Source organism: Paenibacillus taichungensis, assembly GCF_013359905.1.
GTDB lineage: Bacteria > Bacillota > Bacilli > Paenibacillales > Paenibacillaceae > Paenibacillus > Paenibacillus taichungensis.
On the sequence record NZ_JABMCC010000118.1, the window covers coordinates 956,369 to 978,373 of the forward strand.

Genomic DNA, 22,005 nt, shown 5'->3' on the forward strand with positions numbered 1-22,005 from the left:
ATCCCCTCCGCTTATTGCGCAGCCTTACTTTTGGCTATATTTTGCTGATGTTCCTTATACGTTTTGGCAAACAGATGTCCAGACGAGCCATCCTTTTTCGTCACATAGAACAGATACTCCGAAGCTTCCGGATTTAGCGCTGCCTCAATGGACGGAAGACTTGGACTGGCAATTGGACCTGGTGGCAACCCTTTGTTCAGATACGTATTATAGGGACTCTGTACCTTCAGATCCTTGAAAAACAACCGCTCCTTCGGCTTGTCGAGCAGATATTGCACGGTAGCATCAATCTCCAGCTTCATATCCTGATTAATCCGATTGTAGATTACCCCGGCAACCAGAGCACGTTCCTCATCCACTACAACTTCTTTTTCCACCAGTGACGCAATGGTCAGCAGTTCATGCAGGGAAAGGTTCTTCTCTTGGAGCTTGGCTTCCAAATCAGGAATGGAATTAATCTTGGTCTGAAATTCTTCCAACATCCGTTGCATCACATCATGCGTGGAACTTCCCTTTTTCAGCTCATACGTTTCCGGGAACAGATACCCTTCCAATACGTAGCGAAGTTCTTCATCCACTGGAATATTTTTGACGAAATCTACATCAAAGGCCGAAGGATCATTAGCCAGCTTGATGAATTCATCTCGATCTACGACATGCTCATAAGAAAGCTTACCCGCCATTTGCAAAACGGTATAACCCTCCGGAATCGTAAATTTCACCATTTCCTCAGGCACAACTTCACCGTTACTTAACTTATTAATAATCTCATCATATGACACACCTGGATTTAAGGAATATGTACCTGCCATAAAATTCGATCCTTGTTTCTTCCATTTCAGGTATCCCTTAAATGCTAAACCACTTCGAATCAGACCTTCCTGCTCCAACTGGTCGGCAATTTTGGAAGTTCCTGACCCGCTCTTGATCTCGAAAACGATCGGTTCTGTGGATGCTTGTACGGGACGCATTATGCTCCAGACATATACGCCAGCGCCTCCAGCAACGACCACGATGATAAGCAGAAAGACTAATATCGCTTTTCCCTTCAAAAAAGACACAACTCCTTTACACAACCAAAAAGAGCGGACTTCTCCGCCCTTCCGGTTTCTTCAATTTGAAGCTGATCAATCAATCTTCGTCAATGGGGAGTGTACACTCATCATACAGTTCAGAGATGTTCTCCCACTCATCATCATCGTCAATCGTAACTAATTCCGGCATGATCTGGCCTTCACTTCCCGGTAAAACCCGCAGAAGTTCAACTTCGTCATAAGGACGTAATGAACTGCGGAGCACCGCATACTGTTGGCCCTTCACTTCAAACTCAGCCAGCAGGTCATACGGATGCGATTTACCGTTCTCTTCTTCCAGCTCAACGTGAGCACCAAAAGCCAGACGCAGCGAATCTGTCCATTTCAAGTCTTCGCGGCTGTATTCTGTCATTTAGTTCGCTTCCTCTTCATCTTCTGCAAGAAATGTATTAAACGTCTCCTCGACGATATCCCATTCGGCATCATCTTGGATGACGAAAAGTTTGATATCGTCGCCCTCTTCTTCATAACGGAATGCGTAAACATCCGTCTCTCCATCTTCGGGTTCAACCGGAGCAACCATCATGTACTTGGCCTCCGAACCGTCCACTTCGAATTTCATGATGACTTCGAATTCCTCTTCATTACCCTCGTCATCCGCAATGTAAATAATCTCCGATTCTTCTTCCATACCCAGTTGATCTTCAGCCATTGTTGATCCCCCTCACCTTTTACTATTGGCATCCAAATAATTTTGCAAAATCAAGCTTGCGGCCATTTTGTCCACAACCTGCTTGCGTTTTTTGCGACTGACATCCGCTTCAAGCAACGTTCGTTCTGCTGCCATGGTTGTCAGTCGTTCATCCCAAAGGTGAACAGGTAAATTCAGTTCGCCCCGCAGGCGTTCGGCAAAAGCAATGCATATTTCACCACGCGGCCCTACGGTGCCGTTCATGTTTTTGGGAAGTCCGACAACAATCTCGCCGATCTCATGCTCACGCACAAGCTCCGCAATCCGAGCGAACTCACCTTCATCCCGGCGGCGTTCAAGTACTTCCAATCCCTGGGCAGTCCAACCGAAGGCGTCACTAGCGGCAACTCCGATTCTCCGGTCCCCATAGTCCAAACCTAATATTTTCATCCATGCTCTCCCATCCTCAAGCCTGCTCAGGTCGAACAATATTCGCCTTCTCAAGCTTCAGGCTGTCTTCTGTCGGTTCATTTCCCGCTGCCTGCATAGCTGCATCACAGCGGAAGCGGTGTACATTACCGGTGATTGGCCAGATAAGAACGAACAAGCTCTTCAATCAGCTCATCACGCTCTTTTTTACGGACCAGACTGCGTGCATTGTTGTGACGAGGGATGTATGCGGGGTCTCCAGAAATCAGATACCCGACAATCTGGTTAATAGGATTATACTCCTTATCCACCAGTGCATCATATACCGTGAGAAGAATCTCTTTGGAGGATGCTTCCTGCTCGTCGGCTTTCACATTAAATTTAACCGTCTTATCCATGGAGTCCATTGATGACACCTCGCTCCTGCATGAACATGGGGACCATGTCCTGCCGAATTGATTTCTGCTTATATAATAACATATTCTGACTGCCACAAGTAAACAAAGGATAAGCCAATTGTGTTTTTTGCTTGTCCTTTACTGGCTTCAGCATAATTTGGCGCTTGAAAGCCACTCATACGCTTTATGCAGTATGCCCGCTAACTAAAGAAACCGCCAGTTTCAACGCTTCATCCAGCTTGCTTGCATCCTTGCCTCCGGCTTGCGCCATATCAGGACGTCCGCCACCTCCGCCGCCGCAAACTGCCGCAACTTCCTTGACGATTTTACCTGCATGCAGCCCTTGTTTTACCTGTTCAGCAGGGACAGCTACAACGAAATTCACTTTGCCGTCAGCTGGAGCACCCAGTACGAGTACTGCATTCGGCAGTTTTACTTTTAATTCATCAGCCACTGTACGCAGTGCATCCATGTTCGGAGCATCCACACGAGCTGCAAGCAATTGTGTGTTTCCTGCTTGTACGACTTGATCTGTCAATGCGCCTGCTTCCATGGCACTCAGCTTGCTTTGCAGTGATTCAGTCTCTCTCGCAGCTTCTTTCAATTGCTGATTCAGACCTTCAATGCGTTTAGGTACATCCGCCACATTTGCTTTGAGCAGGGATGCGGATTGTTTGAGCAATTCAAGCTGACTTTCTACATACAGATACGCGCCACGGCCAGTAACAGCTTCGATCCGACGTACGCCGGAGCCGATTCCGCTCTCGCTCACCAGCTTGAAGATACCGATCTCTGATGTATTATTTACGTGACAGCCGCCACAAAGTTCCAAACTATAATCTCCGACTTGTACCACACGTACGATATCGCCATATTTTTCACCGAACAATGCCATTGCGCCCATTTCTTTGGCTTCATCAATAGCTTTCAGTTCAATGTTTACGTTCAGACGATTCCAGATCTGTTCGTTTACCTGACGCTCGATCTCTGTTAATTCTTCCGGCGTAATGCTGCCGAAGTGCGAGAAGTCAAAACGCAGACGTTGAGGCTCTACGAGTGATCCTGCCTGATTTACATGTGTTCCAAGCACATCTTTGAGCGCTTTGTGCAGCAAATGGGTTGCGGTATGGTTTTTGATAATATCGCCGCGTTTGGACGCATCCACTTCAGCTTTAACCACATCACCTACACGCAGTTCACCGGACTCTACAGTCACCAAATGTACGTGTTGTCCCAGCGGAGCTTTGAACAGGCCTTGCACTTTCGCCGTTACACTTGCTCCGCGCAGCAAGCCCTGATCACTCACTTGTCCGCCACTTTCCGCATAGAACGGTGTCTTGTCAAGGATGACCTGGCATGTCTGTCCTTCGCTTACGGAGTCTACCAGTGCGTCACCAGCAACGATGGCTACCACTTTAGCTTCCGTCAACAGGTCATTATAACCAACAAACTCGCTTTTAACCGCCAGATCAGCAAGCGGTCCGCCTTGAACCTTCATGCTCTCGTTTTCCTGGCGTCCTGCACGACCAAGTTCACGCTGCTTCTGCATGGAAGCATCAAAACCTTCACGATCTACCGTCAAACCATGCTCTGCTGCATAATCTTCTGTCAGGTCAAACGGGAAACCGTACGTATCATACAGTTTGAACGCTTCAGGCCCGCTAATAACCGTACGTCCTTCGGACTTGGCTGTGCTGCTGATATCAGCCAGGATAGCCAGACCATCTGTGAGTGTTTCGTGGAAACGCTCTTCCTCGGTTTTGATCACTTTAGCGATAAACTCCTGTTTGTCCACGACTTCCGGATAGTACATCCCCATCACTTCACCAACAGTCGTTGTCAGTTCATACAGGAATGGACGGTCGAGTCCCAATACTTTTCCGTAACGTACGGCACGACGGAGCAAACGGCGAATGACATATCCGCGTCCTTCATTGCTTGGCAGAACGCCATCACCTACAGCAAAGGCAACGGTCCGAATGTGGTCGGCAATAACTTTCAGTGCAACGTCAATTTCTACGCTGTCATTATATTTCACACCGGCAAGTGCCGCTGTTCTCTGAATCATCGGTTGGAACAGGTCTGTGTCGAAGTTGGAATCCACATTTTGCAGAATCGAAGCAAAACGCTCCAAACCCGCACCTGTATCAATATTTTTGTTAGGAAGCGGTGTGTAGCTACCATCTTTGTTATGGTTGAACTGGGAGAATACCAGGTTCCACACTTCCAGATAACGTTCGTTTTCCCCACCTGGATACATTTCAGGATCATTCATGTCGTTGCCATAAGCTTCGCCGCGATCATAGAAGATTTCAGTACAAGGTCCACACGGGCCTTCGCCGATATCCCAGAAGTTTTCATCCAGTTTGATGATACGCTCGGCAGGTAAGCCTACTTTTTCGTTCCACAGTTTGAAGGCCTCTTCGTCTTCAGGGTATACCGTTACGGAGAGACGTTCCGGATCAAAACCGATCCACTCTTTGCTTGTGAGAAATTCCCATGCCCAAGTAATCGTCTCTTCCTTGAAGTAGTCTCCAATGGAGAAGTTACCGAGCATTTCGAAGAACGTATGGTGACGGCGAGTTTTACCGACATTTTCAATATCGTTGGTACGAATACATTTTTGGGAGTTGGCGAGACGCGGGTTCTCCGGTTTCTCCCGACCGTCAAAATACGGTTTCAATGGTGCCATACCCGCATTGATCCACAGAAGGGATGGATCATTATGAGGTACAAGCGATGCGCTTGGCTCGATTTTGTGACCTTTACTTGCAAAAAACTCTATCCATTTGGACCGGATTTCACTGGCTTTCATACGGTGTGCCCCCAATTAATTATAATAGTCCGGTGCATATTCGCTCCGGGTTGTTAACAAGTAAAAACAAACACAAAAAACGCCCCTGATAGTCAGGGACGATTATAATCGCGGTACCACCCTGGTTATTGCTGTTCATCCGCAGATGAAACAAACAATCTCCTCGTTGATGCGAAATAACGGTCGCTCCCGGCAGGGTTGTCCTGCACTCCGAAATCAGCTTTCCGCCGTTTCAACTTTCAAGACTCTTCCAGCCATCGGACTCAGATTACATCTGATCCGAAGAAGTCTATTCTCTGAGGAAAGGAACCCTCGGCGTACTTCATTTCATCATCGATTTCTTGTTCTAAACATACCCCTCCATTATATCGATATGCCTATATGGTGTCAACGCACCCTTTAGGACTAAACTGTTGCTACGATCAGTCCGTTCTTCGTTTGATGTAATAGGCAAAAAAGTGCTGCACAATGACTTTCAGAACAGCAAAGACTGGCACCGCCAGAATGAGACCCACTATGCCCGCCAGTTCGCCTCCCACAAGGAGCGCGAAGATAATCGACAACGGATGCAAATGCAGAGTCCTCCCTACCACTTGAGGGGAGATGACGTTGCTCTCCAGCACCTGACACAGTGTGTTCACAATGACAACGAAGAGCACCATTTTGAACGATACCGTAGACGCCATCACTACTGCTGGAGCAGCTCCAAGAAACGGCCCCAAATAAGGCACGATGTTAAATACAGCGACAATGCTTGCGAGCAGAAGCGCATAAGGCATATCAATGACGATGTAACCGATATAGGCAAAGATGCCCACAATCACACAGACGATAAACTGTCCGCGAATATAGTTTCCCAAGGCCGTATCAATCTCTTTCATAACCGAAACAATGGCCTTGCGCCGTGAGCGGGGCAGGTACGCCACAATCGTACGCTCGAACACCTCAAAATCTTTTAACATATAGAAAATGAGAAATGGCACGATAAACACATTGAACAACACATTAATGGTTGTCCCGATATTATCCATCAGCTTTGTAATCCCCTGGGTCAGCCGATCCTCCATCTGGAAAAACCAGCTGTTCATACCTGTGCGCACACTTGGCGGCATTAATTTGTGATCCATATTGTTCATCAGACTCTGGGCACGCATCGACAGCTCCGGCATATGCTCGTTCAGTTCCTCCAACTGTTCAATCAACACCGGAATGACATTCATCAGGATGACCCCGATACAGGTGAGGAAAAAAGCATAGATTAACAACACGGCAATAGTTCGAGGGACTTTGCGCCCTCCCAGCATGCTTACAATCGGATTGAGAACATAGGATATGATGAGAGCCACGATAAATGGTGCCAGCACTGTTTTCAGAAATCCATATATATGAAGCAGTAATGGCCGCAGCAGCCAGATAAAATACAGAATAATCAATCCGAGCAGCAGCCAGATGGCATAACGGAACAGCTTGTTTTTGGTTAATTGCTCCACTTGCATCTCTCCCTTTTGGACTGGCTCTGAAAGTCAGTATATGTAAGGAAGGGAATATTTATTAACGCACAAAAAAAAGCGCCCCCTTCATGATGAAGGAGACGCATCTTGTGATCCGGGTTAGCATATATTCATACAAGTTCCCTTGAACCACTATGTAACCGCAGCTATATACATCTGTCATCATTTCATGACAGCATTCAATGACAGTCTTTGTCATGAAACCGCATATAGAAGAAGTTAAACTTCTTATTAAGAAGAAGCATGAAGATGAGGGAAGTCTTGCGGCAGCTCTTCCCCGAAGAAAAGATCATCGAGGGAACTGAGCGTGCCGTCTTCTTCCACTTGGTATACAGACATTTTCTCACCGTTCACTGTTAATTCGATAAAGCATCCCCAGCAATAAAACTGGTGGGAACCGATTTTCCCAATATCTTTGGAACTACAGTTTGGACATTTCATATTCATTCACCTATCCATTAACAGAATGAATGGCATTTTCCAAGCGCTGTTCACTCAGCGGCGGCACCATAATGGCACTTTCCCCAATAGACATATCGCTTGTACATGGCAGCCATTTGCGGCCCTCAATCAAATCGGACACAAAACCGTCCGTAATTTCAATCCCTATTATTGTATTTCCCAACTCCTGGTCAAAATAAACATCAGAGACACGTCCAAGCAGCAAACCTTCTTCGGTGAGCACGGACATCTCCTTCAATTTAGACTGGCCGAGGAGGTACGTGTGTTTTATGTCGTCGGCTCCCGTTTTGCGGACAGCCTGTTGATTACGGATCATGACGGCATCTTCGCCGTAGGCAACGATATCTTGCCACTGCACGATTTTGACATGACTGGTAAACAGGCCTTTGTTTTCAAGTTCAATGCCTTCAATTTTCCAATCGTCATTCACAATGAAATCCTGGATTTTACCGACCTGCTTCCCATCCTCAACGTCAAAAACGGCAAGTCCGATCATTTCCTGAAGCTTCATCGCAGGGTCCCCCTCATCTTCTTATCATTAAATAGTCGCGGCGCTATTGCTAGGTATGCCCAAAGTTGATGAGTGGCAATCAGACGCCGATCATCAAAACCGCTTCTATCCAACCGATGAAATGGAACTTCTTCCCTCCTTCTGTTCCATGTGCAAAGAGCCCCTTAGGCTCTATTACGCAGTCGCCCAAGAATGGTTCCAATTTTTTCGGCGGTTATCATGATTTCTTCCGTAGTATTACCCAACCCCCAGCTAAAACGAATCGCGGATTGCAAAAATGTCTCCGGCAACTTCATCGCTTTGAGTACATGGGATACTTCGAGGGAACCGGAAGTACATGCCGAACCGCTCGCAACTGCGATGCCGTCCATATCCAGATTCATGAGCATCGTCTCCGTTGATACTTCCGGAAAGCTGATGTTCAGGATATTAGGCAGCGTAAATTCCGGATGTCCATTGACGTGGAATTGTTCCAACCCTACATGCTGCTCCAATTGTTCCAGCAGTAATGATCGCAATGTCAGATCATGTTCAAGGCGTGCCTCCGCTTGTTCTCCTGATATTTTCAACGCCTCCGCAAAGCCAGTGATACCCGCTATATTCTCGGTACCTGCACGTCGCTGCCGTTCCTGAAGGCCACCATGAGATCTCGCTTCTAGGACAATTCCGCGCCGTACGTATAGTGCACCCACGCCTTGAGGGCCATTAATTTTATGAGCAGAGAAGCTGATCATATCCACAGGCAGTTCCTTGCAGGAAATTTCTTGGGTGCCAAGAGCCTGAACTGCATCGGTATGGAACAAAATATCATGTTGACGAGCCAGTTCACCAATTTCGCGGATAGGCTGAATCGTGCCCACTTCATTATTGGCGTACATCATGGTGATCAGCACTGTATCTGGCCGGATGGCATCTTTCAGCTCTTCCAGACGTATTCTTCCGTATTCATCTACAGGCAAATAGGTCACGTCATAGCCTTGTCGCTCCAGTTCCTGACAAGTATGCAGTACCGCATGATGTTCAATGGCTGTTGTAATAATGTGCCGTCCCCGTTCGTTTCTCGCTGAAACTGCGCCAAATATCGCCAGATTGTCACTTTCCGTGCCGCCTCCGGTAAATACGAGTTCATCTGGGAAACAACCCAAAGACGCCGCAATGACATCCCTTGCTCCACTGACGGTCCGTTTGGCTTCACGCCCAAAGGCATGGATACTTGATGCATTGCCATATTGCCCTGTCATAACTTTCATCATCGCTTCCGCGACTTGTGGGTGCATAGGTGTCGATGCGGCGTGATCCAAATATATTCTTTTCATTGATTTCACCCCGTTATATGTTGGACTTTCATATTTTTCAAACCATAAAGAAGCTTGTTGCACGGCTAAAGCCCCCAATATGGGGGCTTTAGTGTGTCGTCTGTGATGCTCATCATCAACTATTTTAGATATAGAACATGTAGGAGTCTTTTTGTTCCTGATCTTGGAATGTAATCAGATCCTTCAGCGTTGTTGAATCCAATACTTCTGCAATGCTGTCACGGATGCGCAACCACAAATCGCGCTTCGCTGGGTCATCTTCCTCTGTGAAATCCACTGGAGAGATTGGACCTTCCAGTACACGAATAACATCCCCTGCCGTTACGGTAGCAGGATCGCCTGCCAGAATGTAACCGCCGTAGGCGCCACGGATACTTTTGACCAGTCCTGCATTACGCAGGGGAGCGATCAATTGCTCCAGATAATGCTCCGAGAGCTGGTTGCGCTCGGCAATACTTTTCAAAGATGTCGGGCCTTCGCCTGTTCTGGCTGCCAGCTCCATCATGATTGTGAGCCCATAACGGCCCTTTGTCGATATTTTCAAAGGAGTCACCTCTTTCAATTTTCGAAAAAACAAGTTGTGAAACATAAAATAACAGGATGTGGTCCAAGACCGTCTTTCCAGGATCCGCCACAGCGGGATATGAAAATACAGACCTAATCCCTCTAATCCTCCGTATTCCGATCATAACCCTCAACTAATGTTAACATATCTGCATGCTTTATGGAAAAGAAAGATTGACGAAATTCCAAAATGTGCGCCTGTGGTGGACACTATCCAAAGTTGGCCGGGTGTATCGTAACTTGAGTCCGGTTATGCTAGAATAAGAAACGAAACACATTTATATAGAGAAATGGTGATAACGATGTCCAAAACAATTGAAAATACACGGGTCGTCGTTGGCATGTCCGGAGGTGTCGATTCTTCCGTCACCGCACTGCTGCTGAAGGAGCAGGGTTACGATGTCATCGGCATTTTCATGAAAAACTGGGATGACACGGACGAGTTCGGCCACTGTACCGCTGAAGAAGATTCAGAGGACGTACGCCGGGTTTGCGAACAGATCGGCATTCCTTACTACACTGTCAACTTCGAGAAAGAGTACTTCGATAAAGTATTTTCCTATTTCCTTGATGAATATAAGTCGGGTCGGACTCCGAATCCTGATGTCATGTGTAATCGTGAGATCAAATTCGGCGAATTCCTGAACAAAGCACTGGATCTCGGTGCTGACTATGTGGCTACAGGCCACTATGCTCGCCTCATTGAAGAAGATGGAACGTTCAAACTGCTGCGCGGTGTGGACAGTAACAAAGACCAAACGTACTTCCTCAATGCACTGAATCAGAACCAGCTGTCCAAAGCCATGTTCCCAATTGGTCATCTTCCTAAACCGGAAGTGCGCAAGATTGCAGAAGCAGCTGGCCTGTACACCGCGAAGAAAAAAGATAGCACAGGTGTCTGCTTCATCGGCGAGCGCAACTTTAAAGAGTTCCTGAGCAACTATCTTCCAGCCAAAGGTGGAGACATGGTTGATATTGCAACCGGAGAAGTGAAGGGCCGTCATGATGGTCTGATGTACTATACGCTTGGACAACGTCAAGGTCTCGGCATTGGCGGTTCCGGTAATGGTGAACCCTGGTTCGTGGCAGACAAGGATCTGGAGAAAAATCAACTGCTTGTCGTTCAAGGCGACGCACATGCAAGCCTGTATTCAACCGGTCTGACTGCAACAGGTGTAAACTGGATCGCAGGTGCAGCACACATGCCTAACGTACCATTCCGTTGTACCGCCAAATTCCGCTATCGTCAGCCGGATCAGGGTGTAACCCTGACATGGCAGGAAGATGGCAGCGTGAATGTACAGTTCGACCAACAGCAAAAAGCGATCACGCCTGGTCAAGCCGTTGTGTTTTATGATGGAGATGTATGTCTCGGCGGCGGAACGATCGATCAGGTTCAAAAAGTTCCTGTACCGGCGCTGTAATAGATTCAATAACAGAAATGAATCCATCCCCGTATGGATTTTGCACAATACCCTGTATTCCTATAACAAAAGCCATCTTTCATGTATACCATGACGGATGGCTTTTTTCCTTCTTTTTCCTGCAAAAAAAATAATTATTTTCAATTATGCAGCCAGCCACACTCCTGTAAAAGATGCCGCAACCCCCATCAGTACCGAACTTGTGACGTATATAACTGCTCTGAAGTAACGTTCCTGCCCCATCAGACCAAGGGTTTCATATCCAAACGTAGAGAATGTGGTATACGCTCCGCAAAATCCAGTACCCCCTATCACCCAGACTGCGTCTGGGATTGAAGCTGACTGATGCCAGCCATAGAGCAATCCAAGTAACAGAGAACCACTGATATTAATAACCCATGTCCCCCATGGGAAGGCCGTTCCGAGCGAACCGGATATCCATCGACCCAAACTGTAGCGAAGCACCGCACCTAGCATTCCTGCAAAACCAATCCAGATGATCATCGTGCAACACCATCCTGCGTCGGTTTACCCAGCATTCGCTGACCAACCTTAATCCCCAATGCACACAGTAATAACCCTGCGAGTAAACTCACAACGAGATATATAACAGCCTTACCCCACATTCCTCCTTCAGATAAACGGACCATATCGAGAGTAAAAGTGGAGAATGTGGTGAATGCCCCTGTAAACCCCGTTCCAATCGCAAGACGAAGTTGAGGCGTTATTTTACCTGGAACAGCTATGGTGAAGAACCAACCCAAAAACAGGCTCCCAATGGCATTGATCAGCAGCACTGCCCAAGGTAAGCCTTCATTGGCTGCTGGCATCCATAACTGTATCCCATATCGGCATAATGTACCCAAAATTCCGCCGATTCCAATATAGAATATTTCTTTCATTGTTCAAGCATCTCCCGGGTCATCGGTCTTACAGCTCTCTGCGCCGCTGCTGGTTTAGACGAATCTTCGATTCATTGCCTTGTTCTGTTGCTTCATAGAAAATGCGCCGTGAGAGCTGTTTCGGTAAATATTCCTGCTTCACATAATGGCCCGGATAATTGTGAGGGTATTGGTAGCCTTCATGCCCCAGCTTCACTGCACCGGAATAATGGGTATCCCTCAGATGAAGAGGGACCTCAGCCGATTTCACCTCATCGATGGCATTCATTGCTTTCGAGATCGCAGTATACACCGCATTGGACTTCGGACTTTCAACAGCAAACAGGATCGCTTGGGCAATGTTCAGCTTGGCTTCAGGCCAGCCATTATTGCGATAAGCATCCAGCGCCCCAATGGCCTGGGTCATCGCTTGCGGATTCGCAAGTCCAATATCTTCACTGCTCGCTGCAATCAGACGACGTATAAACGTCATCGGATCCATGCCCAGCTTCTCTACCGCATACAAAAACCAGAACAGTGCTGCATCACTGGAACCCCGGATGCTTTTATGAAATGCCGACAGTACATCATATTGTGTCGATTCATCTGCCTTCACAATCGGACGGCGTATGGATTCTTCAGCTACATCAAGTGTAATGTGAATCGAGCCATCCTTCTCTGGCGGGGTAGTCAGTGCAGCAAGTTCCAAGGCATTCAGCGCACGCCGAATATCGCCATTTGCCATCGTCGCAATATGCTCCAATGCCTCGTCATCTGCCTGCAGGTCCATGAATCCCAAACCTTTATCCACATCCACCAGTGCCCGGCGCATTGCAATCAGGGAATGCTCTTTGTTCAAAGACTCCAACTGAAATAGCGTGGAACGGCTCATCAAGGCCCCATTCACATAATGAAAGGGATTCTCTGTCGTAGCACCGATAAAAATAATTGTGCCCTTCTCTACTGCAGGCAGCAGTGCATCCTGACGTGAACTATTAAACCGGTGTACTTCATCAAGGAACAAAATGGTTTTTGTTCCATACAACTGCTTGTTCGTTTGCGCCTGCTCAATGACTTCACGTACATCTTTGACAGAAGCATCCACCGCATTCAGACGGACGAACTGTCCTTGGGTATGCTGGGAAATAATATGTGCCAGTGTTGTCTTGCCACATCCCGGAGGACCATAAAGCAAGATGGACGAGATCTGATCCGCTTCAATGGCGCGCCGAAGTAATTTTCCCGGTCCAATAATCTGCTCTTGCCCAATATATTCATCAAGCCGCTCTGGCCGCATACGGTCAGCAAGCAGTCTTGCTTGAGGTTCTGAATCTTGCTGAAACGAAAATAAATCCATTGCTCATCACTTCCTTAACGGATTGCCTTTACTTGTTCCTTATTAAATTCTGTTTAATCGCTATTCTCTATCATATCATACTCCCGCGGCAGCATACCCATAAATGCGCCAAGCGCACTGCTGACAAAAGCATCCTTGCGCGTAATAAAATGAGTCATCATACGATTCATACCTACCGGGAGGGTGTGCTTGCGCAGTAATCCATTTTCAATCTGATTCCGAATGACGATTTCGGGTAACAGTGAAATTCCCATGCCGGATGTCACCCCGCTAATAATCGCTTCAAGGGTTCCAAATTCCATAATGACCGGACGGGTTACACCGCTAACTGATAACCATTCCTCCAAAATCTGACGATACGAACATCCCATGCTGTAGACCAGAATCGGTTTACTGGTGAGTTCTTCGTCTTCCGGTCCCATCCCAGATGAGACAACGAATAGTTCTTCATCGAATACGGGAGTAGAAGAAATATCAGGGTGATCACATGAACAACCGATAAACGCCCCTTCCAATTCATACCCAATAACCTGATCCATAAGCACTTGGGAGTTACCTGTAGTCAAAGATAAGGAGACAGCCGGATGCTGTTTATAATATTTGGAAAAAAGCTCAGGTAAACGGACCGCTGCGGCAGTTTGCGTGGAGCCTATGCGTAGTGGTCCGGAAGGTTCAATTGTAGAGCTCAACGCTTTACCTGCCTCATCGAGCAGGCCTACAATTTTATCCGCATACGTCAGTAACATCTCACCGGCTGGAGATAACGTCATCCCCCGATTATGACGGATAAATAGCAGTGTCCCTACTTCGGATTCCAGATGTCGTATCCTTGCTGTGACATTGGACTGCACGTAACCGAGGCGCTCCGCAGCTCTGGTCAGATTCCCTTCTTGTGCGACACATTGAAATATCCTTAAATCCCCACTCTCCATTGTAAACCTCCCAGCTATGACTATATCCATCCAGACATCATTCAAAATGATATCAAATCCATTAACAATCATTATACTGTATGACTGCTTCAAGCTACAATCAGGGGAGATTAGAACACAGCAACTTCCTGTTCGCTGAGTTCACTTAAGGAGTGTTAATGATGATGAACTGGACGAACACCGTAGCTTTGGTAACCGGAGGCGGTACAGGTATAGGCCGAGCTGCCAGTATACTGCTCGCTAATCATGGAGCCACCGTCGCCGTTAATTACTCTCGTTCCCAGGATGAGGCCGAAGAGACAGTACAACATATTCTGAATGCGGGAGGTCATGCTTTTGCAGTTCGGGCCAATGTTGCGTCCGATGTCGAGGTTCGTCAAATGGTGTCCTTGATCACTGAAAAAGTTGGACCTGTGACCGCACTCGTCAATAACGCCAGCATTACGCATCATATCCCAATGATGGATCTGGAATCCGTAACGGATGACATATGGAATGAACTTTATGACGTCAATGTTAAGGGCATGTTTTACTGCGCACGAGCTGTAGCGAAAGGAATGCACCAAGCAGGCCAAGGGGCAATTGTTAACCTTGGCAGTATAGCTGGCAGCACAGGATCCGGGTCATCCCTTCCTTACGCAGTTTCCAAAGCAGCAGTACACGGTTTGACGAAGTCTTTGGCACATGCGCTATCCCCCGCTATTCGGGTTAACGCCATCATTCCGGGTGCAGTCGCGACCCGTTGGTGGGCAGGAAAGGAAGAACAGATGCATCGTCTGGGCGGTGAGTTATTATTGCAGCGAATAGCGGCAAGCGGAGATATTGCACATATGATATGCGCCACGCTAGAGCAACCATCCATGACCGGACAACTGATTACAGTAGATAGTGGTCAGACGTTATGAGCACGGGAAGCAAAAGGGAGGAAGCCAGATGAAGCCTTTAAAATATACGTTCCTGATCCTTGTGACCACGCTCATCATGGGAACCTCGTTTCCCGTAGGCAAAATCGGTATGATGTATGCTCCTCCCTTTTTGTTAATGGGACTTCGCTATATATTGGCAGGAGCATTACTAGCGTGGATCACCAGAAAACGTCCCATGCCTGTGGGGTGGAAACAGTGGATGCAAATCGCCGTAATCGGTCTGTTCCAGTCGGCGGGAGTAATGGGATGTGCCTATTACAGCATGAACTGGATCAGTTCGGGAGAGTCCGCCATAATCACCTTTACGAATCCGTTGCTCGTCATCATCCTGAGTGCTGCTCTATATGGTGTGTCCTATCGTTTTAGCCAGTGGACCGGTGTGGTTCTCGGATTTGTCGGAGTGGCGTTAACCTTTGGATTCCATCTGAGTATGAGTCCTGGAACGTGGATTGGCTTTGGCGGCGCTGTCTCTTTTGCTGTATCTACGTTGCTCATTAAACGCTGGGGAGCTGCTCATGATACATTCGTACTTACCGCTTATCAAATGCTCGCTGGAGGCGCAGTACTGCTTCTACTGAGTGTGTTTACAGAGCAGCCTCATTTTATCGTAAATACAACATCCATCGTTGTCCTGGTATGGCTGACCATTTTCTGTTCCATCATTCAGTTCACCCTCTGGTTTTATTTGCTGCAAAACACAGATCCGGCCAAAACCAGTTCCTTTCTTTTTCTGGCGCCGCTGTTTGGACTGCTATCGAGCTTCGTTTTGTTGGAAGAGCATGTCGGCTGGATTGTGGGTGCAGGCGGTCTAATGATCTGCCTGGGCATTTTCCTGGTTAACCGTCATCCCGCCAGTCATAAGTCAGTTCTAGATAAACCGGGTTTGACCCAACGCACACCTACAAGTTGACCAGTAGAAGAATAACAGCGAAACTTTAGGTGAGCCACTCGATAATAATAATCATCTGAAAAGTACAAAAAAGAGCATGGTGCTTTAACAGCGCCATGCTCTTCCTATATTAATGCTATGTTCAACAACAAGGATTCAATCTGCTTCGCTGTCAGGCCAACCCTGAATGGCAACAGACTCGCCTTCCGGATTGTGGGTTGCAGCAGCATAGTCTGGCAATGAGCCGTCGTGGAATAACCACAGTTCGTGTAACGCCCGTGTACAGCCAACGTATAACAGTTTCGCATCACCCGCATTGGGCAAATAATGCTTCTCATCACTATCCGCTACGATAACTGCATCAAACTCCAACCCTTTCGACAAATAAACAGGTAAAACGGAGTGACCGCCTGTGTACTGTTTTTTGCCGCCGTCAATCAAGTTCAGATCCCAGCCTACCGCTTGGAGCTCCTGATGAAGCTCCTTTGCCTCATGCAGGGTACGGGTCAGAATGGAAACTGTACGATAGTCTTTGACCGTTAAGAGCTTAAGAGCCTGTTCAAGGCTCGCTGTGCGCCCTTCAACCCCATAGGACAATGTCCGTACGGGATCACCACTCCGGAATACAGGAATCGCCGTTATGCCGCTCTTGACGCCCCGCTCCAGAATTGTATTGGCGTAATCTATAATTTCCATCGTCGAGCGATAACTCCGGGTCAGTGCAAAGTATGCATTCTGCTCCTCAGGAAACAGGGAACTCATCTCTTCCCACGCATGAACACCACGATACTCATGAATACCTTGGGACAGATCGCCCAGTATGGTGAAGGAATGCCCTTTGACAAACTGATCCAATAACGCCACATGAAAAGGAGAAAAGTCCTGCGCTTCATCAATGACGACGTGATCGAAGCGCTCGGAGCCGTCAATATCATGAACCAAGGTATGAATGTACACCAATGCAGGCAAATCCTCTTCACGGATGATATCCTGCTTCAGATCTGCAGCCGTTTGCTTCATCACCAATTTGGGAATAAGACCGCTGAGCGAGGCAGGTACCGAACCGCCTTTAACAACCTTGAACAGCTGTTTGTAAAGCGTAAGTGGTTCATATTGAGGCCATTTTTTGGCATAAGCCTTCTCACGGGTTGCCGCTTTCTTTTTACGCTCTTTGCGAACAGCTTCCGGGCAAGGTTTCTTGAGTTCCATCTCAATCCAGCGGTGAATACGCGCCATAACCCGCTCTTTGCGTTTCGCCAGCGGATAATGTTTGTACTCTTCCCCAAACCAGTTCTCAATCTCGGCTTTGCTGAGCACTGCACCATCCCATGGACTGAAGTCCATATCAGGTACGGATTCCTCTTCCATCCCGGATAGACACTCCCGGATCAGTTCCATGAAGCGGATCGAGCCTTTGTATCGCCCTGGCACATCATCATTGAGCTCAGGACGTGAATCCGGCGTTTCAAACCAGGTGTTCAATGTCTCCGACGTGTCTGCCAAAGGTAGGTCCAGCCCCAGCAGGTTCATCGCCCAATCCGGGAATGTACGCTGCTGAATGTCCCCTACACCGAGCTCCGGGAGTACATCCGATATGTAATCCAGGAACATATGGTTGGGTGCGAAAATAACCATTTTCTCTGCAGATACCTGCTCCTTGTACTGATACAGCAAGAAGGCAAGGCGATGCAGTGCGACGGTTGTTTTACCCGAACCGGCCACACCCTGAATAATCAATGCGGTGTTTCTTGCCGCACGAATGATCTGATCCTGCTCCGCCTGAATGGTGGATACGATATCACGGAGTTTGTTATCTTTGTTCTCACCCAATCGATACACGAGGAATTCATCCGATACGGCTGGCTGGTCACTGTCCCGATTGTACGTATCTGCCACACGTTCCAATATACGCTGCCGAATGACAACATTTCGTTTCAGATAAACCAGGCCCTCAATGAGTCCTTCCGGGGCTTCATACGTTGCGGAGGCTTCCCCTCCGGTAAATGAGTAAAACAGGCTTGCGACAGGAGCACGCCAATCGATGACGAGCGGATGCTCTCCCACCTCTTCGCGGTCTACGCCGATTTTGCCAATATACAGCGGTTTCCGTGCACCACTGCCCTGTTCTTCGAAATCCAAGCGTCCGAAATAGGGTTGCTGCGCGCTCTTGGACAAGGCGGTGCGGCGTTCTTCACGTCCGGCCTCCAGCACTTGCTCTGTGAAGTCGTGGCCGGTGTATACCGGAATGTTCTGCAGCCGTTCCAGCTGACTGTCCACTTCCTTCATCGTTCGCTCTAACCTGTACTCTTCTTCTTGATAGGCACTTTGAAAGCTGTCTGACATGTTTCAGTTACCTCCTAAGAATATGTTTTTCTGCATAGTCAATCACTGACGACACAAAAGGATACCCACTATATCATATTGATGTACAAAAAGCTACAGTAACCCGGATAGCCAAATGAAAGAAACCGCTGTTCCTGTTCGCAAAGAACAGCAGAACAACGGTCATCCTTTTACATCATTCCGGTTCAGAATCCGGCTTCCCATCCTGTGCTACAAACTGTTTCTGTGCCAGTTCACGGTATACCCGATGGTTGCTAATTAGCTCCGCATGGGTTCCGGTTCCCGTCACATGTCCCTGCTCCAGAACAACAATCTGATCAGAGTCGACGACGGTGGACAATCGGTGTGCAATGACTACCGTCGTTCGTCCTTCCATCAGATTGGACAGGGCTTGCTGCACTTCATGTTCGGAGGTGCTGTCCAGACTGGACGTCGCTTCATCCAGCATCAGAATATCCGGGCTGCGCAGCAGGGCCCGAGCAATAGCGATCCGTTGGCGTTGACCACCAGAGAGCTTGATCCCGCGTTCTCCCACTTCCGTATCGTAGCCCTGAGGCAGTTTATCAATAAAAGCTGAGGAATACGCCATTTCTGCCGCGTGTCTAATTTCATCCATACTCGCCTCACGGCCCAGCCCGTATGTCATGTTTTCCTTAATCGTGCCCGCCATCAGAGGGCTCTCCTGTGATACATATCCAATCTTGCTTCGCCAAGAGGCTAATGAATAATCGGTTATGGCTTGTCCGCCATACGATATACTGCCCGACTCTGGAAGATAGAACTGCTCCAACAGGGAGAACAGCGTTGATTTCCCACTGCCACTTGGTCCAACAATGGCCGTTACTTTACGGGCTGGAACAGTCAGATTAATCCCATGCAGTACCTCTTCCCCTGTTACATAAGAGAAGTGCAAGTTATTAAATGTAATCGTCTCATTGCCCTTGGGAGCAATTGCTGTGCTATGACGAGGTTCTTCTTCATGTGCCAGAATAGCCTGAATCCGTTCTGTCGCACCTACAACCTTTTGCAGACGTGAATACAGTGTCGTAAATTGGCCCATCGGCATAATCACCTGGAACAACAACAGAATGAAGGCGACCAGTTCACCCGGAGACAGTAAGCCAGAAGCCACCCGCATACCGCCAACACCCAGAATTACAACCAGTACAGCCGTCATGACAAACGTAAAGAGTGGACCGATCAACGCCAAAATCCGCGCTTCCTGTAGTCCAAAAGCAAACATCTTCCCAATACGAGAATCGCCTGCTTCCGCCTCCTGTTTCTCTGTACCATAAGCTTTCACCAAACGAATCTCGCCAATAACTTGGCTGAGCACCGAAGTAAGCCCTGCCATTTCGTCCTGCTGCTTTTTGGAGATTTTGTACATTTTACGACCAACAGGCAACAGGATCAGCAACGTTAGCGGCACCAGACTCAGAATAATGAGTGACATGACCCAGTCCAGATAGAAAAGCAACGCTACTCCGCCCACAACCGCAACGATATTGGATACAAAAGAAACGAGATAATCCGCAATTAGCGTCATAATCTGACTTGTATCATTCGTGATTCGACTCATCGTATCACCCGTACGATTCCGGTCGAAATATGGCATCGGCAAGGATAATACCTTGTTCCACAGCTTCGTTCGCAATGTCGCAACCACTCGTTGACCCGCATAGTTCAACATATAGATGCTGATGCCTGAAGCGATGGCCTGAATAACAAATGCCCCCAGCAGCAGGAAAATAACGGATTTGTTCAGCGCAGACATCGTAAGCCCATCAATCAGGCCTTTGGTCATCAGCGGGACAATCAGTCCGGCTGTCGTCTGAATGAGTGTCAGGATCAACGCTATGATTAGAATAAGCTTCGGTGGATTTGTGGCAGCTATCAGCTTCACAAAATCCTTGAATCCTTTTTTTCCTATTTTCGATTCAGCTTGACCTGTCTGTTGTTGCTCTTCCATTACCGTTCCCCCGTTCTCCCCTTGTTCACCAGAGATCATACGTATGAACTTACATTACGTTTCCTGTCTTTTACAATATCCCATGCAGCACAAAATTGGCCAAAAACAGGATGGCAATGCCATACATGACTTTAGGTACCTGTTTGCCCTGACCCGCAGCGAGCTTCGCCACCGGATACGCAATGAATCCAAATGCCATACCGTCCACAATGCTATACGTAAATGGAATCATGACCATAATCAGAAAAGCCGGAAAAGCTTCCGTGAAATCACTGAAATCCATATCCTTCACACTTTGTACCATCAAGCCGCCAATAATGATTAAAATCGGTGCAATAGCACTGTCCGGAATATAACCCAACAGTGGAATAAAGAAGAACGTTGCACCAAACAACACTGCGGTAACCAGTGGAGTCAAACCTGTACGACCACCCGCCGCTATGCCCGCAGTTGTCTCCGCCGCAGCTACAGGAGGACTACTTCCGAATACACCTGCCAATACGGTACTGATGGATAATGCACGTAAGCTCCCCTTGAACCGCTGGGGACGACCAATAAGATGAGTCTGAGCTGTAATCAGTCCAATATTTTCAAATACAACAATTAGCAGCAACAGGAATACTGCAATCCAGAACGCCAAATCCGCCAGCTTCACCAAAGAAAGCTCTCCAAACAAGCCGCCATATTGACGTAATGCTTCTAGAGCTGACACCGGCTCACCAGGATTTACGGCACCGAGTACATATGCAAGACCTGTCCCTGCAAGAATGCTGATCAGGAGTCCGCCCTGTACATTGCGTATAAATAAAATCAAGGCGATCACAAGAGTAACACAAGCAGTGATAACTCCCGGATCATTAAAATGTCCGATTGCCACAAACGTGGTCTGGTGTGCGATGACGATTCCGCTTTTTTGCAGACCGATGAACGTCAGGAACAAACCAATCCCCACCGTAATGCCATGCTGCAGGTTTTTCGGAATGGCCTCACTAATCATTTTATATAACGATGTAAAAGCTACGACTGCAAACAGCACACCTGTGACAGATACAACCGCCAAGGCTTCCTGCCAGCTCAATTTCATCGAATGTACGAGTGTATAAGTGAAAAATGCATTGATGCCCATGCCAGGTACAACGATAATCGGCGACTTACCGCCAAATGCCATCAGCAAACAACCTGCAATGGACGTCAGCAGAGTACCCACCATAGCCGCCTGTAGCGGCATTCCGGCATCAGCCAGAATTGTTGCATTGACCATTACGATATATACCACGGCAAAATAGGAAATGGCTCCCGCCACAATTTCCTTTTTCCACTGGTCCCCCGGCTCCATGCCAAGACGTCTGGTCATCCATCCTTGTTTCATACGTTCCGTTCCCCTCTCTCTATGTAAGCCGAACAAAAGTATTTACACTCTACCACTACACGGACAGAACAACCTTCCGATGCAGCTTTCTTTCAGAAAGCTTTTAGGCGCACGCTTCGCTTCTCCAGTTTTTTCTCTCCTCTTCGGTCTTGTGTAAATCTTATATTCATCTTATATAGCTGCG

The 22,005-nt window shown here is 47.7% G+C and carries 22 protein-coding genes; 3 read left to right on the plus strand and 19 right to left on the minus strand.

Features of this window, described 5'->3' with window-relative positions:
• Nucleotides 1-11: 11 nt before the first annotated feature.
• From mltG to cymR, 12 genes are all read right to left on the minus strand, one after another.
• Complete coding sequence (gene mltG, locus HP548_RS27445) at nucleotides 12-1,052, minus strand: endolytic transglycosylase MltG (RefSeq protein ID WP_217504826.1); 1,041 nt, start codon at nucleotides 1,050-1,052, stop codon at nucleotides 12-14.
• Between the two features lie 79 nt (nucleotides 1,053-1,131).
• The gene (locus HP548_RS27450; RefSeq protein WP_024633076.1) at nucleotides 1,132-1,446 is read right to left on the minus strand and encodes a DUF1292 domain-containing protein; all 315 of its coding nucleotides are present in this window, start codon (nucleotides 1,444-1,446) and stop codon (nucleotides 1,132-1,134) included.
• The gene (locus HP548_RS27455; RefSeq protein WP_024633075.1) at nucleotides 1,447-1,746 is read right to left on the minus strand and encodes a DUF1292 domain-containing protein; all 300 of its coding nucleotides are present in this window, start codon (nucleotides 1,744-1,746) and stop codon (nucleotides 1,447-1,449) included.
• Between the two features lie 12 nt (nucleotides 1,747-1,758).
• Nucleotides 1,759-2,175 (minus strand): Holliday junction resolvase RuvX, encoded by a 417-nt coding sequence (gene ruvX / locus HP548_RS27460; RefSeq protein ID WP_076287768.1) that lies wholly within the window; start codon nucleotides 2,173-2,175, stop codon nucleotides 1,759-1,761.
• A 16-nt stretch (nucleotides 2,176-2,191) separates the two neighbouring features.
• A complete protein-coding gene (locus HP548_RS27465) occupies nucleotides 2,192-2,332 on the minus strand; it encodes a hypothetical protein (RefSeq protein WP_175383389.1) in 141 nt (46 codons plus the stop codon).
• Nucleotides 2,301-2,561, minus strand: coding sequence for an IreB family regulatory phosphoprotein (locus tag HP548_RS27470; RefSeq protein WP_024633073.1), 261 nt, complete (start codon nucleotides 2,559-2,561; stop codon nucleotides 2,301-2,303). The genes HP548_RS27465 and HP548_RS27470 overlap by 32 nt, the downstream gene beginning before the upstream one ends.
• Before the next feature lie 175 nt (nucleotides 2,562-2,736).
• On the minus strand, nucleotides 2,737-5,367 hold the full coding sequence (gene alaS, locus HP548_RS27475) for an alanine--tRNA ligase (RefSeq protein ID WP_175383390.1): 2,631 nt from the start codon (nucleotides 5,365-5,367) through the stop codon (nucleotides 2,737-2,739).
• A gap of 422 nt (nucleotides 5,368-5,789) precedes the next feature.
• Nucleotides 5,790-6,857, minus strand: coding sequence for an AI-2E family transporter (locus tag HP548_RS27480; protein WP_076287766.1), 1,068 nt, complete (start codon nucleotides 6,855-6,857; stop codon nucleotides 5,790-5,792).
• A 252-nt stretch (nucleotides 6,858-7,109) separates the two neighbouring features.
• Nucleotides 7,110-7,319 (minus strand): hypothetical protein, encoded by a 210-nt coding sequence (locus HP548_RS27485; RefSeq protein ID WP_024633070.1) that lies wholly within the window; start codon nucleotides 7,317-7,319, stop codon nucleotides 7,110-7,112.
• A gap of 10 nt (nucleotides 7,320-7,329) precedes the next feature.
• Nucleotides 7,330-7,851, minus strand: coding sequence for a PRC-barrel domain-containing protein (locus HP548_RS27490; protein ID WP_024633069.1), 522 nt, complete (start codon nucleotides 7,849-7,851; stop codon nucleotides 7,330-7,332).
• 164 nt (nucleotides 7,852-8,015) lie between these two features.
• Entirely contained in the window at nucleotides 8,016-9,167 is a 1,152-nt protein-coding gene (locus HP548_RS27495; protein WP_076288261.1) for a cysteine desulfurase family protein, read from the minus strand.
• Nucleotides 9,168-9,291: 124 nt separating this feature from the next.
• Entirely contained in the window at nucleotides 9,292-9,711 is a 420-nt protein-coding gene (cymR, locus tag HP548_RS27500; RefSeq protein ID WP_076287765.1) for a cysteine metabolism transcriptional regulator CymR, read from the minus strand.
• Nucleotides 9,712-10,033: 322 nt separating this feature from the next.
• On the opposite strand from cymR, the gene mnmA reads away from it, so the two are divergent.
• On the plus strand, nucleotides 10,034-11,155 hold the full coding sequence (mnmA, locus tag HP548_RS27505; RefSeq protein ID WP_175383391.1) for a tRNA 2-thiouridine(34) synthase MnmA: 1,122 nt from the start codon (nucleotides 10,034-10,036) through the stop codon (nucleotides 11,153-11,155).
• A 144-nt stretch (nucleotides 11,156-11,299) separates the two neighbouring features.
• Here the strand turns inward: mnmA and crcB (HP548_RS27510) are convergent, their stop codons facing one another.
• From crcB (HP548_RS27510) to HP548_RS27525, 4 genes are read right to left on the minus strand one after another with little or no spacing between them, the layout of a single operon-like run.
• The gene (crcB, locus tag HP548_RS27510) at nucleotides 11,300-11,659 is read right to left on the minus strand and encodes a fluoride efflux transporter CrcB (protein WP_076287763.1); all 360 of its coding nucleotides are present in this window, start codon (nucleotides 11,657-11,659) and stop codon (nucleotides 11,300-11,302) included.
• Nucleotides 11,656-12,057, minus strand: a complete 402-nt coding sequence (gene crcB, locus HP548_RS27515) for a fluoride efflux transporter CrcB (RefSeq protein WP_099856789.1) — start codon at nucleotides 12,055-12,057, stop codon at nucleotides 11,656-11,658. Before crcB (HP548_RS27515) ends, crcB (HP548_RS27510) begins: the two co-directional genes overlap by 4 nt.
• 28 nt (nucleotides 12,058-12,085) lie before the next feature.
• On the minus strand, nucleotides 12,086-13,393 hold the full coding sequence (locus HP548_RS27520) for a replication-associated recombination protein A (RefSeq protein ID WP_076287761.1): 1,308 nt from the start codon (nucleotides 13,391-13,393) through the stop codon (nucleotides 12,086-12,088).
• A gap of 53 nt (nucleotides 13,394-13,446) precedes the next feature.
• Nucleotides 13,447-14,325 carry a LysR family transcriptional regulator gene (locus HP548_RS27525; protein WP_076287760.1) on the minus strand — a complete coding sequence of 293 codons (879 nt, stop codon included), beginning with the start codon at nucleotides 14,323-14,325 and terminating at the stop codon, nucleotides 13,447-13,449.
• 164 nt (nucleotides 14,326-14,489) lie between these two features.
• On the opposite strand from HP548_RS27525, the gene HP548_RS27530 reads away from it, so the two are divergent.
• Both HP548_RS27530 and HP548_RS27535 read left to right on the plus strand, forming a co-directional pair.
• Nucleotides 14,490-15,230, plus strand: coding sequence for an SDR family NAD(P)-dependent oxidoreductase (locus HP548_RS27530; protein ID WP_175383392.1), 741 nt, complete (start codon nucleotides 14,490-14,492; stop codon nucleotides 15,228-15,230).
• 28 nt (nucleotides 15,231-15,258) lie between these two features.
• Nucleotides 15,259-16,161 (plus strand): DMT family transporter, encoded by a 903-nt coding sequence (locus tag HP548_RS27535; protein ID WP_175383393.1) that lies wholly within the window; start codon nucleotides 15,259-15,261, stop codon nucleotides 16,159-16,161.
• Between the two features lie 135 nt (nucleotides 16,162-16,296).
• Here the strand turns inward: HP548_RS27535 and HP548_RS27540 are convergent, their stop codons facing one another.
• The 3 genes from HP548_RS27540 to HP548_RS27550 all read right to left on the minus strand — a co-directional run bounded on the left by HP548_RS27540 (nucleotide 16,297) and on the right by HP548_RS27550 (nucleotide 21,821).
• Entirely contained in the window at nucleotides 16,297-18,483 is a 2,187-nt protein-coding gene (locus HP548_RS27540; protein WP_175383394.1) for a HelD family protein, read from the minus strand.
• Nucleotides 18,484-18,658: 175 nt separating this feature from the next.
• Nucleotides 18,659-20,452 carry an ABC transporter ATP-binding protein gene (locus HP548_RS27545; RefSeq protein WP_175383395.1) on the minus strand — a complete coding sequence of 598 codons (1,794 nt, stop codon included), beginning with the start codon at nucleotides 20,450-20,452 and terminating at the stop codon, nucleotides 18,659-18,661.
• Nucleotides 20,453-20,522: 70 nt separating this feature from the next.
• Complete coding sequence (locus HP548_RS27550) at nucleotides 20,523-21,821, minus strand: NCS2 family permease (protein ID WP_175383396.1); 1,299 nt, start codon at nucleotides 21,819-21,821, stop codon at nucleotides 20,523-20,525.
• Between the last annotated feature and the right edge of the window lie 184 nt (nucleotides 21,822-22,005).

Excerpts from the sequence above, each read along its gene's own strand:
- HP548_RS27470 (WP_024633073.1), bottom strand. The coding sequence starts at position 2,561 with ATGGACTCCATGGATAAGACGGTTAAATTTAATGTGAAAGCCGACGAG.
- HP548_RS27530 (WP_175383392.1), top strand. The coding sequence starts at position 14,490 with ATGAACTGGACGAACACCGTAGCTTTGGTAACCGGAGGCGGTACAGGT.
- crcB (WP_076287763.1), bottom strand. The coding sequence starts at position 11,659 with ATGATCATCTGGATTGGTTTTGCAGGAATGCTAGGTGCGGTGCTTCGC.
- HP548_RS27535 (WP_175383393.1), top strand. The coding sequence starts at position 15,259 with ATGAAGCCTTTAAAATATACGTTCCTGATCCTTGTGACCACGCTCATC.
- HP548_RS27450 (WP_024633076.1), bottom strand. The coding sequence starts at position 1,446 with ATGACAGAATACAGCCGCGAAGACTTGAAATGGACAGATTCGCTGCGT.
- HP548_RS27455 (WP_024633075.1), bottom strand. The coding sequence starts at position 1,746 with ATGGCTGAAGATCAACTGGGTATGGAAGAAGAATCGGAGATTATTTAC.
- HP548_RS27525 (WP_076287760.1), bottom strand. The coding sequence starts at position 14,325 with ATGGAGAGTGGGGATTTAAGGATATTTCAATGTGTCGCACAAGAAGGG.
- alaS (WP_175383390.1), bottom strand. The coding sequence starts at position 5,367 with ATGAAAGCCAGTGAAATCCGGTCCAAATGGATAGAGTTTTTTGCAAGT.
- HP548_RS27545 (WP_175383395.1), bottom strand. The coding sequence starts at position 20,452 with ATGGAAGAGCAACAACAGACAGGTCAAGCTGAATCGAAAATAGGAAAA.
- HP548_RS27540 (WP_175383394.1), bottom strand. The coding sequence starts at position 18,483 with ATGTCAGACAGCTTTCAAAGTGCCTATCAAGAAGAAGAGTACAGGTTA.
- mnmA (WP_175383391.1), top strand. The coding sequence starts at position 10,034 with ATGTCCAAAACAATTGAAAATACACGGGTCGTCGTTGGCATGTCCGGA.
- HP548_RS27495 (WP_076288261.1), bottom strand. The coding sequence starts at position 9,167 with ATGAAAAGAATATATTTGGATCACGCCGCATCGACACCTATGCACCCA.
- ruvX (WP_076287768.1), bottom strand. The coding sequence starts at position 2,175 with ATGAAAATATTAGGTTTGGACTATGGGGACCGGAGAATCGGAGTTGCC.
- HP548_RS27520 (WP_076287761.1), bottom strand. The coding sequence starts at position 13,393 with ATGGATTTATTTTCGTTTCAGCAAGATTCAGAACCTCAAGCAAGACTG.
- crcB (WP_099856789.1), bottom strand. The coding sequence starts at position 12,057 with ATGAAAGAAATATTCTATATTGGAATCGGCGGAATTTTGGGTACATTA.
- HP548_RS27485 (WP_024633070.1), bottom strand. The coding sequence starts at position 7,319 with ATGAAATGTCCAAACTGTAGTTCCAAAGATATTGGGAAAATCGGTTCC.
- HP548_RS27490 (WP_024633069.1), bottom strand. The coding sequence starts at position 7,851 with ATGAAGCTTCAGGAAATGATCGGACTTGCCGTTTTTGACGTTGAGGAT.
- HP548_RS27550 (WP_175383396.1), bottom strand. The coding sequence starts at position 21,821 with ATGAAACAAGGATGGATGACCAGACGTCTTGGCATGGAGCCGGGGGAC.